General features: G+C 73.9%; 13 protein-coding genes. 3 read left to right on the forward strand and 10 right to left on the reverse strand.

All coding sequences use genetic code 11. The features are described from left to right. Positions 1–18 precede the first annotated feature (18 nt). Both ACIPYS_RS32065 and ACIPYS_RS32070 read right to left on the reverse strand, forming a co-directional pair. A complete protein-coding gene (locus ACIPYS_RS32065) occupies positions 19–999 on the reverse strand; it encodes an NAD-dependent epimerase/dehydratase family protein (protein ID WP_400752782.1) in 981 nt (326 codons plus the stop codon). Next, complete coding sequence (locus ACIPYS_RS32070) at positions 996–2,249, reverse strand: Gfo/Idh/MocA family protein (protein WP_400752785.1); 1,254 nt, start codon at positions 2,247–2,249, stop codon at positions 996–998. Before ACIPYS_RS32070 ends, ACIPYS_RS32065 begins: the two co-directional genes overlap by 4 nt. 430 nt (positions 2,250–2,679) lie before the next feature. Between ACIPYS_RS32070 and ACIPYS_RS32075 the strand changes: the two genes are divergently transcribed. Both ACIPYS_RS32075 and ACIPYS_RS32080 read left to right on the forward strand, forming a co-directional pair. After that, positions 2,680–3,144, forward strand: a complete 465-nt coding sequence (locus ACIPYS_RS32075) for a YwqJ-related putative deaminase (protein WP_093860779.1) — start codon at positions 2,680–2,682, stop codon at positions 3,142–3,144. A 79-nt stretch (positions 3,145–3,223) separates the two neighbouring features. Further along, positions 3,224–3,775, forward strand: a complete 552-nt coding sequence (locus ACIPYS_RS32080; RefSeq protein ID WP_093860780.1) for an SUKH-3 domain-containing protein — start codon at positions 3,224–3,226, stop codon at positions 3,773–3,775. Positions 3,776–3,808: 33 nt separating this feature from the next. Here ACIPYS_RS32080 and ACIPYS_RS32085 read toward each other — a convergent pair whose 3' ends face one another. Next, on the reverse strand, positions 3,809–5,080 hold the full coding sequence (locus ACIPYS_RS32085) for a histidine kinase (protein ID WP_400752790.1): 1,272 nt from the start codon (positions 5,078–5,080) through the stop codon (positions 3,809–3,811). A 334-nt stretch (positions 5,081–5,414) separates the two neighbouring features. On the opposite strand from ACIPYS_RS32085, the gene ppc reads away from it, so the two are divergent. Then, entirely contained in the window at positions 5,415–8,213 is a 2,799-nt protein-coding gene (gene ppc, locus ACIPYS_RS32090; protein WP_093860782.1) for a phosphoenolpyruvate carboxylase, read from the forward strand. Between the two features lie 73 nt (positions 8,214–8,286). Here the strand turns inward: ppc and ACIPYS_RS32095 are convergent, their stop codons facing one another. The 7 genes from ACIPYS_RS32095 to glmU form a co-directional block, all read right to left on the reverse strand. After that, positions 8,287–9,300, reverse strand: coding sequence for a hypothetical protein (locus ACIPYS_RS32095; protein WP_400752794.1), 1,014 nt, complete (start codon positions 9,298–9,300; stop codon positions 8,287–8,289). Next, on the reverse strand, positions 9,287–9,823 hold the full coding sequence (locus ACIPYS_RS32100; protein ID WP_400752797.1) for a SigE family RNA polymerase sigma factor: 537 nt from the start codon (positions 9,821–9,823) through the stop codon (positions 9,287–9,289). Before ACIPYS_RS32100 ends, ACIPYS_RS32095 begins: the two co-directional genes overlap by 14 nt. Before the next feature lie 135 nt (positions 9,824–9,958). Further along, positions 9,959–10,249, reverse strand: coding sequence for a hypothetical protein (locus tag ACIPYS_RS32105; RefSeq protein WP_093860785.1), 291 nt, complete (start codon positions 10,247–10,249; stop codon positions 9,959–9,961). 229 nt (positions 10,250–10,478) lie between these two features. Further along, positions 10,479–11,060, reverse strand: coding sequence for an aminoacyl-tRNA hydrolase (gene pth / locus ACIPYS_RS32110; protein ID WP_093860786.1), 582 nt, complete (start codon positions 11,058–11,060; stop codon positions 10,479–10,481). A 187-nt stretch (positions 11,061–11,247) separates the two neighbouring features. Then, on the reverse strand, positions 11,248–11,838 hold the full coding sequence (locus ACIPYS_RS32115) for a 50S ribosomal protein L25/general stress protein Ctc (protein WP_093860787.1): 591 nt from the start codon (positions 11,836–11,838) through the stop codon (positions 11,248–11,250). Between the two features lie 283 nt (positions 11,839–12,121). Next, the gene (locus ACIPYS_RS32120) at positions 12,122–13,099 is read right to left on the reverse strand and encodes a ribose-phosphate diphosphokinase (protein ID WP_030398038.1); all 978 of its coding nucleotides are present in this window, start codon (positions 13,097–13,099) and stop codon (positions 12,122–12,124) included. 203 nt (positions 13,100–13,302) lie between these two features. Continuing rightward, entirely contained in the window at positions 13,303–14,760 is a 1,458-nt protein-coding gene (gene glmU / locus ACIPYS_RS32125) for a bifunctional UDP-N-acetylglucosamine diphosphorylase/glucosamine-1-phosphate N-acetyltransferase GlmU (RefSeq protein ID WP_093860788.1), read from the reverse strand. Between the last annotated feature and the right edge of the window lie 79 nt (positions 14,761–14,839).

The following is a 14,839-nucleotide window of genomic DNA, read 5'->3' on the forward strand; positions in this document are numbered from 1 at the left end:
GGGGCGGGACCGGAACGGCTACTGCTCGCGCCACCAGGCGACCAGCCGGCGCAGACCCTCGTCGAGGCCCAGTTCGGGCTTCCAGCCGAGGTCGCGCTCGGCGGCGCCGATGTCCGCGAGCCGCCGCACCACGCCGCCGGCGGTCCCCCGGGCCGGGCCGTGCTCGACGTCCAGGTCGGTCCGGTCCATGGCGGTGAGCAGGGCGTCGGCGAGGCCCCGCAGCGAGACCTCGCCGGCGCTGGCGATGTTGTAGACCCGGTCGGTGACGGGGGCCGCGGCGGCCAGCAGGTTGGCCCGGGCGATGTCCTCGGTGTAGACGAAGTCCATCGTCTGGGTCCCGTCGCCGAAGATCAGCGGCGGCTGTCCGGCGGCGATCCGCTCCATCCAGCGGATGAACACCTCGGTGTACCGGCCGTGCACGTCCATCCGGGGCCCGTACACGTTGAAGTAGCGCAGCGCGACGTAGTCCAGGCCGGACATGGCGTGGAAGGAGCGCAGCAGGCCCTCGTTGAAGACCTTGGCCGCCCCGTACAGGGTGTCGTTGTTGTACGGATGGTGGGTCTCGGGCGTCGGGAAGACGTCGGCGAGGCCGTAGACCGAGGCGGTGGACGAGGCGATCACCTTGCCGACGCCGACCTCGGCGGCGGCCTCGACCACGTCGAAGGTGCCGTCCACCATGATCTCCAGGGCGAGCCGGGGCTCGGTGGCGCACTGGGTGATCCGGATCGCGGCCAGGTGGAACAGCAGGTCGGTACCCGGGTCGAGGAGTTCGCGCAGCAGCGCGCGGTCGCGGATGTCGCCGTCCACCACCCGCAGCTGCCCGGGGCCGGCGATCTCGCGGGCGTACGCGAGGTTGGCCTCCCGGCCCCGGACGAAGTTGTCGAGCACGACCACCTCGCGGGCGCCGCCCTCGATCAGCTGGTCCACCACGGTGGAGCCGATGGTGCCGGCCCCGCCGGTCACCAGGCAGCGGGAGCCCTCGATCTGTACAGCGTTCACCGCGTGGCGGCCCTTTCCTGAGCTTCGGACATGGCGGACGTGCCGGGCAGGCCCTGCCCGGCGGACGGTTCGTGGCCGGCGGGCAGCTCGTGGCCGGGGGCCGGCTCGTGCGGCCCGGACAGCTCCGGGTCGAGGCCGACGCCGACCGGGACGGTGGCGCCGCCGAGTTCGAGGCTGAGCGAGGCCGCCTCCAGCAGCTGGAGCACCCGCAGGCCGGACCGGCCGTCGGTGAGCGGGGCCCGGCCCTCGGTGATGGCGGCGGCGAACTCGGCCATCACGTTGCGCAGCGCCTCCTGCTCGACCAGGGCGGGCGCGACCATCGAGCCGACCCGGTAGGAGATCAGGGCCTGATGGCGGATCGCGTCGGTCAGTTCGTCCGGCGGGGTGAGGTCCACGCCCCGGTCGTGGACCGCCAGCCGGGCCTGCGGGTTGAGGTCGTCCCAGACCAGGGTGCGCCGCGAGCCGCCGATCATGGTGGTGCGGACCTTCGTCGGCGAGAGCCAGTTGACGTGGCAGTGCGCCAGCGCGCCGTTGCTCAGCCGGACCGTGAGGTAGGCGACGCAGGCCCGGCCCGCGCCGATCGGGTCGGCGCCCTGGGCGGAGACGCCGACCGGCTCCACCCCCGGCGGCAGGACGAAGTCCAGGATCGACAGGTCGTGCGGGGCGAGGTCCCAGAGCACGTCGACGTCCGGCTGGACCAGCCCGAGGTTGATCCGCACCGAGTCGAAGAACTGGACGTCGCCGATCTCCCCGCCGTGCACGAGCTCGCGGATCCGGCGCACCACCGGGGTGTAGCAGAAGGTGTGGTCGCACATCAGCACCAGCCCGCGCTCCTCCGCGAGCTCCACCAGTTCGGCGGCCTCCGCGGCGGAGGTGGTGATCGGCTTCTCCACCAGGACGTGCTTGCCGGCCTCCAGCGCCGCCCTGACCAGCCGGTAGTGCGCGGCGGCCGGAGTGGCGACCGCGACCGCGGCGACCCGCTCGTCGGCCAGCACCTCCTCGAAGGAGGTGGTGGACCGGACGGTGCTGTACTCGCCGAGCACCCGGCGGGACTTCGCCGGGTCCAGGTCGCAGAGCCAGTGCAGGCGCAGCGCCGGCGTCTGCTGCGCGTTGCGGACCAGGTTCGGGCCCCAGTAGCCGGCCCCGACCACCGCGATCCCGATCCGGCGTTCCGGCGCGGGCTGCGGCGGCGCGCCGGGTGTGGGTACGTGTTCGCCGGGCGCCTCGTTGGCGGTTTCCGTGTCAGTCATCGCAAGACCCCCCTTGCTGTGTGGAGCCGGGCGCCGGCCCACGGGCGCACGGCCCGGGCCCCCCAGGCCCCTCCGACCACAACGACCATGGCAGGCAAAGGAGTTGCCACATCCATCGGCGACCCCAACCGGACCGCCCGTCCCCTCGGCCCGCCTGCCGGAACGCTACCGGCCGTCACAGTCGCCCGGGGTCGGATTCGGGAAACCCGGGGACGAGTCGTGACGATGCCGTGCGGATCCGGCCAACGTTGCGTGACCGTCCACCGCCAGACCCCCCGGACCGGCTCCGACCGGCCGTGCCCCGCACCCCGGTTGTGCGGTTGTCAGTGTCGTTTGACAGGCTGACCCCTGTCGGCCCCTGCACCACGCGGAGGGCGAGCGGGAGAACGTACGGGAACGCCGGCGGGAAGACGAGGAGGAGAACGACGCCATGAGCACGGGGCAACCGGCCGCGCCGCCACTACTGCGCCACCACCGCGACAGCCTGCTGCCCGCCGTCGCCGCCGCGCTGTCGCTGAAGGGCGGCGAGGTGCACACCCTGGCCGGCGCCAAGTCGGACCGCGGCCCCGCCCTGCACCCGCTGGTCGGCGAGTTCCTCGACGCGCTGCCGCTGGAGCAGCGCGAGCGCTTCACCGGGCGCTGCCCCGAGGCGGTCCTGCTCTCCCAGTACCTGGCCGCGGTGGACGGCCGGCGCTCCAAGCGCGCGGCCCGCAAGCCGATGAGCCTGCACGAGGCCCGCAAGGCGCTCAAGGGCGCCCGGCTGACCACGGTCCGGATCCGCGAAGAGCACGATCCGGCCCACGGCACCCACGCTCCGCCGTGCCGCTCCTGCGCACCGCTGCTGGAGCACTTCACCGTCCAGAGCGTCGCGGTCGGCCCGTCCGCCACCGGCTGACCCGCCGGCCCCGCGCCCGGCCCGCGCCGGCCGCCCGGCGCGCCGACCGTCCCCCGTCCCCGAACCACCGGAGCCCGTCCTGAATCCGCCCAGCCCGCCCCCGCCCCCGCCGCCGGCCACCCTCGCCGCGCCCGCGCCACGGACCCGCCCGCGCTTCCCGGCCGACGTCGCCGCCGAGCTGAAGGCGGCCGGCTGGCACCCCGGGCGCTGGCAGATCCGCCAGGCCGAGGAGTGGGCCGACACCCTGGCCGGCCACGGCGGTCCGACGGACGTCCCGCACGCGGTGTTCCCGGCGGCGGTGGAGGCCTGGGCCGAGTTCGGCGGCCTCGCCTTCGACCTGGCCGGCCCCGGCCGGCAGCTGGCCCGCACCCCGTTCCTGGTCGACCCGCTGTGCGGCCTGCACCAGCCCCGCACCCTGGCCGACCTGGGCCGTGCCCTGGACACCCGGGTCGCCCCGCTGGGCGAGGAGGCGTACGGGCAGGCGCTGCTGGCGATCGACGAGGAGGGCCGGGTCTTCAGCCTGGACCACACCGGCGAGTGGTTCCTCGGGGACAGCGTCGACCGGGCGATCTCCGCGCTGGTCCTGGGCACCGCGCCGGAACGGCTGCGCACCGCCGAGGACGCCGGCTGATCCGACCGGCCCCGGCGGGGACGCCCCCGATCCCTAGACCAGGCGGTCCTGGCGGACCGCCAGCCGGGACGGCAGGACCGCCTCCACCCGGAAGCCGCCGTCCCGCTCCGGCCCCGCCGAGAAGGTGCCCCCGAGCGCCACCACCCGCTCGCGCATGCCGACCAGGCCGTTGCCGCCGCTGGGCAGCGCGGCCGCGCTCCGCTCGCCGCCGGGGCAGGCGTTCACCACGCTGACCCGCACGCCGTTCGGCGCGTACGCGAGCAGCACCGACACCTCGGCCCCGCCCGCGTGCTTGTGCGCGTTGGTCAGCCCCTCCTGCACCACCCGGTAGGCGGTCTGCTCGGCCTCACCGGTGAACTCCTGCCGGCTGCCGCTGACCGTCAGGGTGACGGCCATGCCGGCCGCCCTGGACTGGTCCACCAGCCGCGGCAGCGCGGCCAGCGAGTCCGGTTCGACCGCGCTCTCCTCGGACATCCTCAGCACACCGAGGATCTCCCGCAGCTCGTTCAGCGCCTGCCGGCCGACCTCGCCCATCAGCTTGGCGCTCTGCGCCGCCCGCTCCGGGTCCTTGGCCACGATCCGCTCCAGCGCCCCGGCGTGCACCACCATCAGCGAGACCCGGTGCGCGACCACGTCGTGCATCTCCCGGGCGATCCGGGTGCGCTCCTCCAGCCGGGCCCGGCGGGCGCGCTCCCTGGCCTGCTCGGCCAGCAGGTCCAGCTCGGTCTCCAGGCCGTGCGCGCGGTCCTTCAGCGACTCGATCAGCCGCCGCCGCGCCCCGACGTACAGCCCGGTCACCACCGGGGCCACGGTCGCACCGGCGGCCACCAGCAGCGCCAGCACCAGCTGGCCCCAGAACGGCGGCTGCTCGATCGTCGGATCGCCGGGGTCGACCATCGAGAGCAGGATCACCCCGACGGTCTCGGCGTAGGCGAGCGCGGAGAGCGCCACCACCCGCCGGCGGCGCGAGGGCCACTCCCAGGTCGCGGCCAGTGTGTACAGCGCCACCAGCAGCAGCACCATGCCGGGCACCCCGGGCATCACGATCAGCGCCACCACCACCGGCACCGCGGGCCAGCGCCGGCGGACCACCAGACTGGCGCCCACCATCGCCCCGAACAGCGCGATCCCGATCTCGGCCACCAGGTTGAGGTGGATCCGGCCGCCGATGTACACGACCGAGCTGGCCGTGCACTCCAGCGCCGCCACCGCGGCGAGTCCCGCGTCCAGGAGGGCGCTGCGCCGCCTCGGCCACCACAAGAAGGACGACCGGCCCCGCGCGCGCTCCCCAGGCGACTTGCTCATGCCCCACAGACTACGGCGCGCCCCCGCCGCGGCCCCACCGGGTCGCGGCCGGACACGCCCCGCGGCGGCACCCCGACGCCCCGCCCGACCGCCCCCGGAACGCGCCCCCCGCCGCCTCCCGGCGCCCCCGCCCCGACCGCAAGTGGTCCAGACCACATACGGTCCCGGGGCATGGCTGTCCGCCATCCGGCCACTTCGCGGACAGCGCTCCTCCCGACACCTATGCTGGTCGCGTCGGACAGCGCGGTCCGCACGCGTCACACCCGCCACACGCGGGACGGCCCTGTGACGATGAGCCGTTGCCGAACACCCCACCACCCCGAGGGAGCCAGCCGTGACCGCTCCGGTCCCCAGCCCGGCGGACAGCCCGACCCCCGTCGACGCCGACAACGCCGCGCTGCGCGCGGACATCCGTCGCCTCGGCGACCTGCTCGGCGAGACCCTGGTCCGCCAGGAAGGCCCCCAGCTGCTCGGCCTGGTCGAACAGGTCCGACTGCTCAGCCGCACCAACGGCGAGGCCACTGCCGAACTGCTCTCCGACATCGACCTGGACACCGCCGCCAAGCTGGTCCGGGCCTTCTCCACCTACTTCCACCTCGCCAACGTCACCGAGCAGGTGCACCGCGGCCGCGAGTTCGCCACCCGCCGCGCCCGCGAGGGCTCGCTGCTCGCGCAGACCGCCGACCAGCTGGCCGAGGCCGACCCCAAGCACCTCCGGGACACCCTGGCCCACCTCGCCGTCCGCCCGGTCTTCACCGCGCACCCGACCGAGGCCGCCCGCCGCAGCGTCCTGAACAAGCTCCGCCGGATCGGCGAGCTGCTCGACCGCATCCACCGCGAGGAACTCGCCGCCGGCCTCTCCCACGCCGACCCGGCCCGCACCTCCTCCGCCCGCCGCCAGGCCGACCGCCGCCTCGCCGAGGTGATCGACCTGCTGTGGCAGACCGACGAGCTGCGCATCGCCCGCCCCGAGCCCACCGACGAGGCCCGCAACGCCGTCTACTACCTGGACGAGCTCTACCGCGACGCCGTCCCGCAGGTCCTGGAGGAGCTCCAGGAGGAGCTCGCCCGGGTCGGCCTGGAGCTGCCCGAGGGCGTCCGCCCGCTGACCTTCGGCACCTGGATCGGCGGCGACCGCGACGGCAACCCCAACGTCACCCCGCAGGTCACCTGGGACGTCCTCAACCTCCAGCACGAGTACGGCATCAAGGACGCCCTCGCCGCCGTCGACGACCTGCGCAGCACCCTCTCCACCTCGGAGCGGCTGGCCGGCGCCTCCCCCGAGCTGCTCGCCTCGCTCAACGCCGACCTCGCGCTGCTGCCCGAGCTGAGCCCCCGCTACAAGCGGATGAACGCCGAGGAGCCGTACCGGCTCAAGGCCACCTGCATCCGGCTCAAGCTGGAGAACACCCGCGAGCGGCTGGCCGGCGGCACCCCGCACGTCGTGGGCCGCGACTACCTCGGCACCCGCGAGCTCGTCGCCGACCTGCGGCTGATCCAGGACTCGCTGCGCGCCCACCGCGGCGGGCTGATCGCCGACGGCCGGCTCGCCCGCGCCATCCGCACCGTCGAGGCGTTCGGCCTGCAGCTCGCCACCATGGACGTCCGCGAGCACGCCGAGGCGCACCACCACGCGCTCGGCCAGCTCTTCGACCGGCTCGGCGAGGAGGCCTGGCGCTACGCCGACATGCCGCGCGAGTACCGCCAGCGGCTGCTCGCCAAGGAGCTGCGCTCGCGCCGCCCGCTCGCCCCCACCCCGGCCCCGCTGGACCCGGCCGGCGCCAAGACCCTCGGTGTCTTCACCACCATCCGCGAGGGCTTCGACCGGTTCGGCGACGAGATCGTCGAGTCCTACATCATCTCGATGTGCCAGGGCGCCGACGACGTCTTCGCCGCCACCGTGCTGGCCCGCGAGGCCGGCCTGATCGACCTGCACGCCGGGATCGCCAAGATCGGCATCGTGCCGCTGCTGGAGACCACCGACGAGCTCCAGCAGGCCGACCGGATCCTCGACGAGATGCTGTCCGACCCCTCCTACCGGCTGCTCGTCTCGCTGCGCGGGGACGTCCAGGAGGTCATGCTCGGCTACTCGGACTCCTCCAAGTTCGGCGGCATCACCACCTCCCAGTGGGAGATCCACCGCGCCCAGCGCCGACTGCGCGACGTCGCCCACCGGTACGGCATCCGGCTGCGGCTCTTCCACGGCCGGGGCGGCACCGTCGGCCGCGGCGGCGGCCCCTCGCACGAGGCCATCCTGGCCCAGCCCTGGGGCACCCTGGAGGGCGAGATCAAGGTGACCGAGCAGGGCGAGGTCATCTCCGACAAGTACCTGCTGCCCTCGCTGGCCCGGGAGAACCTCGAACTCACCATCTCCGCCACGCTGGCCGCCTCCGCGCTGCACACCGCCCCGCGCCAGGCCCCCGAGGAGCTGGCCCGCTGGGACGCCGCGATGGACCGGGTCTCCGAGGCCGCGCACACCTCCTACCGGGCCCTGGTCGAGCAGGAGGACCTGCCGAAGTACTTCTTCGCCGCCACCCCGGTCGACCAGCTCGCCTCGCTGCACCTGGGCTCCCGCCCGTCCCGCCGCCCCGACTCGGGCGCCGGCCTGGACGGCCTGCGGGCCATCCCGTGGGTGTTCGGCTGGACCCAGTCCCGCCAGATCGTCCCCGGCTGGTACGGCGTCGGCGCCGGCCTGGCCGCCGCCCGCGAGGCGGGCCTGGGCGACGTGCTGGACGAGATGTACGGACAGTGGCACTTCTTCCGCAACTTCCTCTCCAACGTCGCGATGACGCTGGCCAAGACGGACCTGCGGATCGCCCGCCACTACGTCGAGCAGCTGGTGCCCGCCGAGCTGCAGCACGTCTTCGAGCAGATCCAGGCCGAGCACGACCTCACCCTGCGCGAGGTGCTGCGGCTGACCGGGGAGAGCGAGCTGCTGGAGCACAACCCGGTGCTCAAGCAGACCTTCGCGGTCCGCGACGCCTACCTCGACCCGATCTCCTACCTCCAGGTCGCGCTGCTGCGCCGGCAGCGCGAGGAGGTCGCCACCGGCCGCCAGGAGGACCCGCTGCGCGCCCGCGCGCTGCTGCTGACCGTCAACGGCATCGCCGCCGGTCTGCGCAACACCGGCTGACCGGTCCCCGGGGACACCGCAGGGCCCCGCGGCGCGTGTGCACGCGCCGCGGGGCCCTGTCCCGTTCCGGCGGTCAGCCGACCGGCCGTACCTCGATGACCTCGGCGCCGTACCGGTCCAGCATCCCGGCCCGCGCGGCGTCGGCCTGGTCGGTGAGCACGGACACCCCGGTGCCGTCCTCGGCGAGCCTGACCTCCCGGACGGTCACCCCCCTGGCCGCCCAGTAGTCCCGATCGGTGTCCTTGATCCGGATCGTCAGTTCCAGGTAGTGCCGGCGCGAGGCCGGCACGTCCGCGAAGTGGAGGGCCACACCCAGGTGCGGCACGGCGGCCGGCACCTTCTGGTCGAGGTCGCCCCCGGGGACGCGCAGGACCCACAGCTCGTTCGTCAGGAGGTCGACGCAGGTCCCGAAGTACTGGTCCGGGTAGTCCGCCGCCATGAGCGTCCTGATCTCGGACTGCACGTCCACCACATGGCGGTTGGTCTGGCCCCCGCTGGTGCTCGACGAGGGGTCCGGCGACCTGGTCGGCGGGGTGGACCGGGGAGGCGGCGGCGACCAGTTCGAGGGCGTCGTCGTCGTCATGTCCGCCCAGCGGAGCAGCCGCAGCGAGGCCGGACCCTCCGGACAGATCGACGGCACCCCCCGGTAGTCCGGCCCCGAGGACGAGGACGAGGACGAGGACGAGCCGAACGTCGGCGGCAGGGTGGGCAGCCGGGACGGGCGGGACGGGAACGGCGACACGACGCCCGTCGCCGGCTCCGTCGCACCGCCGCCGGTCGGCCGCAGCCCCACCGGCCCCACCGCCCCGGCGCCGTCGGCCGGGCCGCCGAACTGCGCCACCATCCCGGTGCCCAGGGCCAGCACCGCGGCCGCCGTCCCCGACCGCACCACCAGCCGGCGCCGGGCCCGGCGCCGTCCGGCCCGCCGCACCTCGGCCAGCGGCGGGCCACCGTCCGGGCCGCCCACACCGCCCGCCCGTGCCCCGAGCCGGACGACCAGCTCGTGCTCGAACCGGTCCCGTTCCGACCCGTCCCGTCCCGACCGCTCCCCGGCGTCCGGTTCCCTGCCCGTGTCATCGGCCGTCATGACCCACCATCTCCCTCACCGGTGCCAGCTCCTGCCGGAGCGTCCTCATCGCCCGAGCCAGATGCGTCTTGGCCGTCGCCGGGGAGCAGCCGAGCTCCTCGGCCACCTGGGCCACCGACAGGTCGGCGTAGTACCGGAGCACCACCGCCGCGCGCTGACGGGGCGGCAGCGACCGCAACGCGGACTCGAGTTCCTCGTCCCGCGGGTCCACCGCGGCCGCCGGGGCGTCCGGCAGCAGGGGTGTCAGCACTTCCCGTCGGGTCCGCCGCCAGCGCGACACATGGGTGCGGACCATCGTCCGGCGGACGTAGCCCTCGGCCGCGCCCGGGTCGCGGAGCGCCCCGCGCCGCACGTACACCCGGGACAGGGCGTCGTGCAGCAGGTCCCGGGCGTCGTGGACGTCCCCGGTGATCAGGAACGCGCCGCGGAGCAGGGCCTGGTACCGCGCCGAGACGAACTCGTCGAACGCGTCCTGCCGGGTGCCCTCGGCAAGGCCCCCCGACCGCATCGATTCCCGCTTCATGCCAACAGGACGCACGGCGGGGCGGAAACGGGTGACACGCCGCGCGGAAAATGCCGCAGGGGCCGGGATCCGGTCGTCCCGGCTCCCGGCCCCCGCGGACCGTGTCCCACTTCCGGCGCCCCGCGCCCCGGTGCGCTACTCCCCGGCGTCTCCCGCACGGTGGCGCCGGATCCACAGGGCCGCACCGCCCGCCGCCACGACCAGCCCGCCGCCGACGGCCAGCAGGCCCGCGTCACCGCCGACCGGGCCGCCGAGCACGGGGCCGAGATCGAGATCGAGGTCGAGCTGCGCCGAAACCGGCTCCGGGGACACCACACCCGGTCCGGGTTCGGACACCGGGTCGGCGTGGGCCGGACCGGCCCCGCCCAGCAGCACCCCGGCGGCGCCGAGCGCGCCCGCGGTGCCCAGCGCACCGGCCTTGCCCACCCGCCGTCCGAGCTTCCTCAGCCGTACCACCCGGATCCGCCGAAACCGCCGGACCGGCCGCAAACTCCGCATCGAGAACTCCCCAGACCCCGTTCGCGTACTGTTCCGCACGCTATCCGATGCGTCCCGGATTCTCACACCTGTTCAGGTTTGGACGGCCAGAAGTTGCACGACTGTTGTGCGGGCGGACCGCCACCCACCCCCCGGCGCACGCATCCTTGACGGTGGATCAGGAGTTGTACGTGGACTGGGCCCGCTCCAGCCCCTCGGTGAGCAGGGCCTCCACCGCGTCGGCCGAGCGGTCCACGAACCAGTCCAGCTCCTTGCGCTCGGTGCTGGAGAAGTCCTTGAGCACGAAGTCGGCGACCTCCATCCGGCCCGGCGGCCGGCCGATCCCGCACCGCACCCGGTGGTAGTCGGGGCCGAGCGACTTGGTGATCGACTTCAGCCCGTTGTGGCCGTTGTCACCGCCGCCGGTCTTCAGCCGCAGGGCCGCGTAGTCGATGTCCAGCTCGTCGTGGACGGCGACCAGCGCGGAGGCCGGCACCTTGTAGAAGTCGCGCAGCGCGGTGACCGGGCCGCCCGAGAGGTTCATGAACGACATCGGCTTGGCCAGCACCACCCGTCGGCCCGCCAGTCGTCCCTCGGCGACCTGGGCCCGGCTCTTGTGGGCCTTGAACCTGGCGCCCATCCGCTCGGCCAGCAGGTCGACCACCATGAAGCCGATGTTGTGCCGGTTCCGGGCGTACTGCTCCCCGGGGTTGCCCAGACCCACCACCAGCCAGGGGCCTTCGTACGTCTCGTCGCTCATGTGCCCGTCCCGCTCCGCTCGGCGAGGGCATCCGCCCGCGCGCGCCTCTCGACCGTCCGCTCGCCGCGCCCGCACACCGGGCCACCGCTCCTCGTGGTCATGTCCATCGTCATCATCCCGGACACGCCGCTGCCCCGGCCGCTCCAGAGGAGCGGCCGGGGCAGCGGTGTCAGGCTGTGCGGGAGGCTCAGGCCTCGGCGCCGGCCTCGGCCTCGGCGGCCTCGTCCTCGACCGGGGCGGCCTGGGCGGCGATGACCTGCAGCACGACGGCGTCGGCGTCGACGGCCAGGGTGACGCCGGCCGGCAGGACGATGTCCTTGGCGTGGATGGCGGCACCGGCCTCCAGGCCCTCGACCGAGACGGTGACGGCCTCGGGCAGGTGGGTGGCCTCGGCCTCGATCGGGAGGGCCTGCAGGACGTGCTCCAGCAGGTTGCCGCCCGGGGCCAGCTCGCCCTCGGTGTGCACCGGGATCTCGACGGTGACCTTCTCGCCGCGCTTCACCAGCAGGAGGTCGACGTGCTCGATGGTGCGCTTGATGGCCTCGCGCTGGACGGCCTTCGGCAGCACGTACTCGTCCTTGCCGTCGATCGGCACGACCAGCAGGGCGTTCGGGGTCTTCAGGGCCATCATCAGGTCGTGGCTGGGCAGGTTCAGGTGAACCGGCGCGTGGCCGTGACCGTAGACGACACCGGGGACGAAGCCGGCGCGGCGGGCGCGACGGGCGGCACCCTTGCCGAACTCGTTGCGGGACTCGGCGGCAAGGCGGATCTCGGACACGACTGCACTCCTCGTGAAAGCTGGCGCGGGGGTGCAGGCAACGCGAAAAACCGCCGGGACCACACCCTCATAACGGGGGTCACTCGGCGGCGCAACGACTCTGCCGGAAGCCCGGGTGACCGGAGCCGGCAGCGCGTCGATCACGGATCGGGCACCCGCGAAGCGGGCACACGGCATCCCTCGCCGAGCAGTTTCACGAGTCTAACCGCTACCGCGGCCTCTCGCGAAATCGGCGGCGCCCCCGGCCCCGGAGGGACCGGGGGCGCCGCCCTGGGGCCCGGAATCAGTGCACGCCCTCGAAGAGGCTCGTGACCGAACCCTCCTCGAACACCTCGCGGATCGCGGCCGCGATGGACGGGGCGATCGACAGCGTGGTGATCTTGTCCAGCTGCAGCGAGGCCGGGGTCGGCAGGGTGTTGGTGAACACGAACTCGCTGACCCGGGAGTTCTTCAGCCGGTCCGCGGCCGGGCCGGAGAGCACCCCGTGGGTGGCGGCGACCAGGACGTCCGCGGCGCCGTTCTCGAACAGCGCGTCGGCGGCGGCGCAGATCGTGCCGGCGGTGTCGATCATGTCGTCCACCAGGACGCAGACCCGGTCCTGGACGTCACCGACGACCTCGGCCGACAGGATGGTGTTGGCCTGGGTGATGTCCCGGCGCTTGTGGATGATCGCCAGCGGGGCGTCCAGCCGGTCGCACCACTGGTCGGCCACCTTCACCCGGCCGGCGTCCGGCGAGACCACGGTGAGCTTGGAGCGGTCGACCCGCTCGCCCACGTAGTCGGCCAGCAGCGGCAGCGCGAACAGGTGGTCCACCGGACCCTCGAAGAAGCCCTGGATCTGCGCGGTGTGCAGGTCCACGGCCATCAGCCGGTCGGCCCCGGCCTGGCGCAGCAGGTCGGCCACCAGCCGGGCCGAGATGGGCTCGCGGCCCAGGTGCTTCTTGTCCTGACGGGCGTACCCGTAGAACGGCAGGATCGCGGTGATGCTCCGGGCGGAGGCCCGCTTCAGAGCATCGATCATGATCAGCTGCTCCATGATCCACTGGTTGATCGGAGCCGTGTGACTCTGCATCACGAAGCAGTCGGCGCCGCGCGCCGACTCCAGGAAGCGGACGTAGATCTCACCGTTGGCGAAGTCCAGGGCCTTGGTCGGAACCAGTTCGGTCCCCAGCGACGCGGCCACCTCCCTCGCCAGCTCCGGGTGGGCACGGCCGGAGAAGAGCTTCAGTTTCTTCTCGCCCGACGTCGTGATCCCGCTCACTGCCACCGTCTCCTCGCGTTGCTGACACCGGTCCCGTCCGCACCGCGGGCAGGCTTCCGCCAGCCGGCGAGTGGGGTCGGGGGAATGGTCGGTACGCCGGGACACGGGCGGTAAGCCCTATGGCGCACGTATGACCCCAAGGTTACGCGCCCGCGCCCGAACCGTCCGCCCCGGGACCGTCCGCCGGCCCACCGCCCGCCCGCTCAGACCTCCGGCACGACCTCCGCGGCGGCCGCCGCGGCCTGCGCCGACGTGGTGCCGGGGCGCTTGCGCTCCACCCAGCCGGGGATGTTCCGCTGCTGCGCCCGGCCGACCCCGAGGCCGCCGGCCGGCACGTCGTTCGTGATCACCGAACCGGCCGCGGTGTAGGCGCCGTCGCCGATGGTCACCGGGGCGATGAACATGTTGTCGGAGCCGGTCCGGCAGTGCGCGCCGATCACCGTGCGGTGCTTGTTGACGCCGTCGTAGTTGACGGTGACCGAGGCCGCGCCGACGTTGGTGCCCTCGCCGATGGTGGCGTCGCCGATGTAGGAGAGGTGCGGCACCTTGGCGCCCTCGCCGAGCTCCGAGTTCTTCACCTCGACATAGGTGCCGACCTTGGCCTTGCGGGCCAGCCGGGCGCCCGGGCGCAGGTAGGCGTAGGGGCCGGCGGTGGCGAGCTCGCCGACCTCGGCCCCGTCCGCGGTGGTGTTGCTCACACGGGCGCCGGCGCCGATCCGGGTGTCCTTGAGAGTGGAGTTCGGGCCCACCTCGCAGCCCTCGCCCAGGTGGGTCGTGCCCTGCAGCTGGGTGTTGGGCAGCACCACCGCGTCCGGCTCGTAGGAGACCTGGACGTCGAACCAGGTGGTCGCCGGGTCCACCACGGTCACGCCGGCCCGCATCGCCCGCTCCAACAGCCGGTCGTTCAGCAGCCGGCGGGCGTGCGCCAGCTGGACCCGGTCGTTGATGCCCAGGATGTCCCGGTAGTCCGCGGCGACCACGGCGCCCACCCGGTGGCCGGCCCGGCGCAGGATCTCCAGGGTGTCGGTCAGGTACTCCTCGCCCTGCGCGTTGTCCGTGGTGACCTCGGCGAGCGCGCCCACCAGCAGCTTGGCGTCGAAGGCGAAGACCCCGGAGTTGATCTCGTCGATCGCCCGCTGGGCGTCCGAGGCGTCCTTCTCCTCGACGATCGCGGCGACCGCGCCGTCCGCCTCGTCGCGCAGGATCCGCCCGTAGCCGAACGGCTCCGGCACCACGGCGGTGAGCACGGTGACGCCGTTGCCCTGCTCGGCGTGCGCCCCGGCCAGCGCGCGCAGCGTCCCGCCGGTCAGCAGCGGGGCGTCCCCGGTGGTGACGATCACGGTGCCGTCGAGCTCGATCCCGTCGGCCGCCAGCGCCTCCAGGGCGGTGCGCACGGCGTGGCCGGTGCCGTTCTGCTCGGCCTGCACCACGGCACGGGCACCCGGGTGATGCGCCGACAGGTGCTCGGCCACCTTCTCCCGCATGTGCCCGATCACCACGACCAGCTGCCCGGGCGTCAGTTCCTCCGCCGCCGCGACCGCGTGGCCGACCAGCGAGCGCCCGCACACCTCGTGCAGCACCTTCGGCAGACGGTTCGACTTCATCCTGGTCCCGCCACCGGCGGCGAGCACGACAACGGCGGCAGGCGAATTGGCACTCACGGGGGGAGGCTCCTCATTCGGTTACACGGGGAGGGCAGAGCAGCCGGGGACGGGACCCGCACGTCGGCGACCCGGCGGC

Source organism: Kitasatospora sp. NPDC089913, assembly GCF_044748625.1.
Lineage (GTDB): Bacteria > Actinomycetota > Actinomycetes > Streptomycetales > Streptomycetaceae > Kitasatospora.

Bases quoted from the DNA above. Each gene is read 5' to 3' on its own strand.
- ACIPYS_RS32070 (WP_400752785.1), bottom strand. From the start codon at position 2,249: ATGACTGACACGGAAACCGCCAACGAGGCGCCCGGCGAACACGTACCC.
- ACIPYS_RS32075 (WP_093860779.1), top strand. From the start codon at position 2,680: ATGAGCACGGGGCAACCGGCCGCGCCGCCACTACTGCGCCACCACCGC.
- ACIPYS_RS32085 (WP_400752790.1), bottom strand. From the start codon at position 5,080: ATGAGCAAGTCGCCTGGGGAGCGCGCGCGGGGCCGGTCGTCCTTCTTG.
- ACIPYS_RS32095 (WP_400752794.1), bottom strand. From the start codon at position 9,300: ATGACGGCCGATGACACGGGCAGGGAACCGGACGCCGGGGAGCGGTCG.
- ACIPYS_RS32100 (WP_400752797.1), bottom strand. From the start codon at position 9,823: ATGAAGCGGGAATCGATGCGGTCGGGGGGCCTTGCCGAGGGCACCCGG.
- pth (WP_093860786.1), bottom strand. From the start codon at position 11,060: ATGAGCGACGAGACGTACGAAGGCCCCTGGCTGGTGGTGGGTCTGGGC.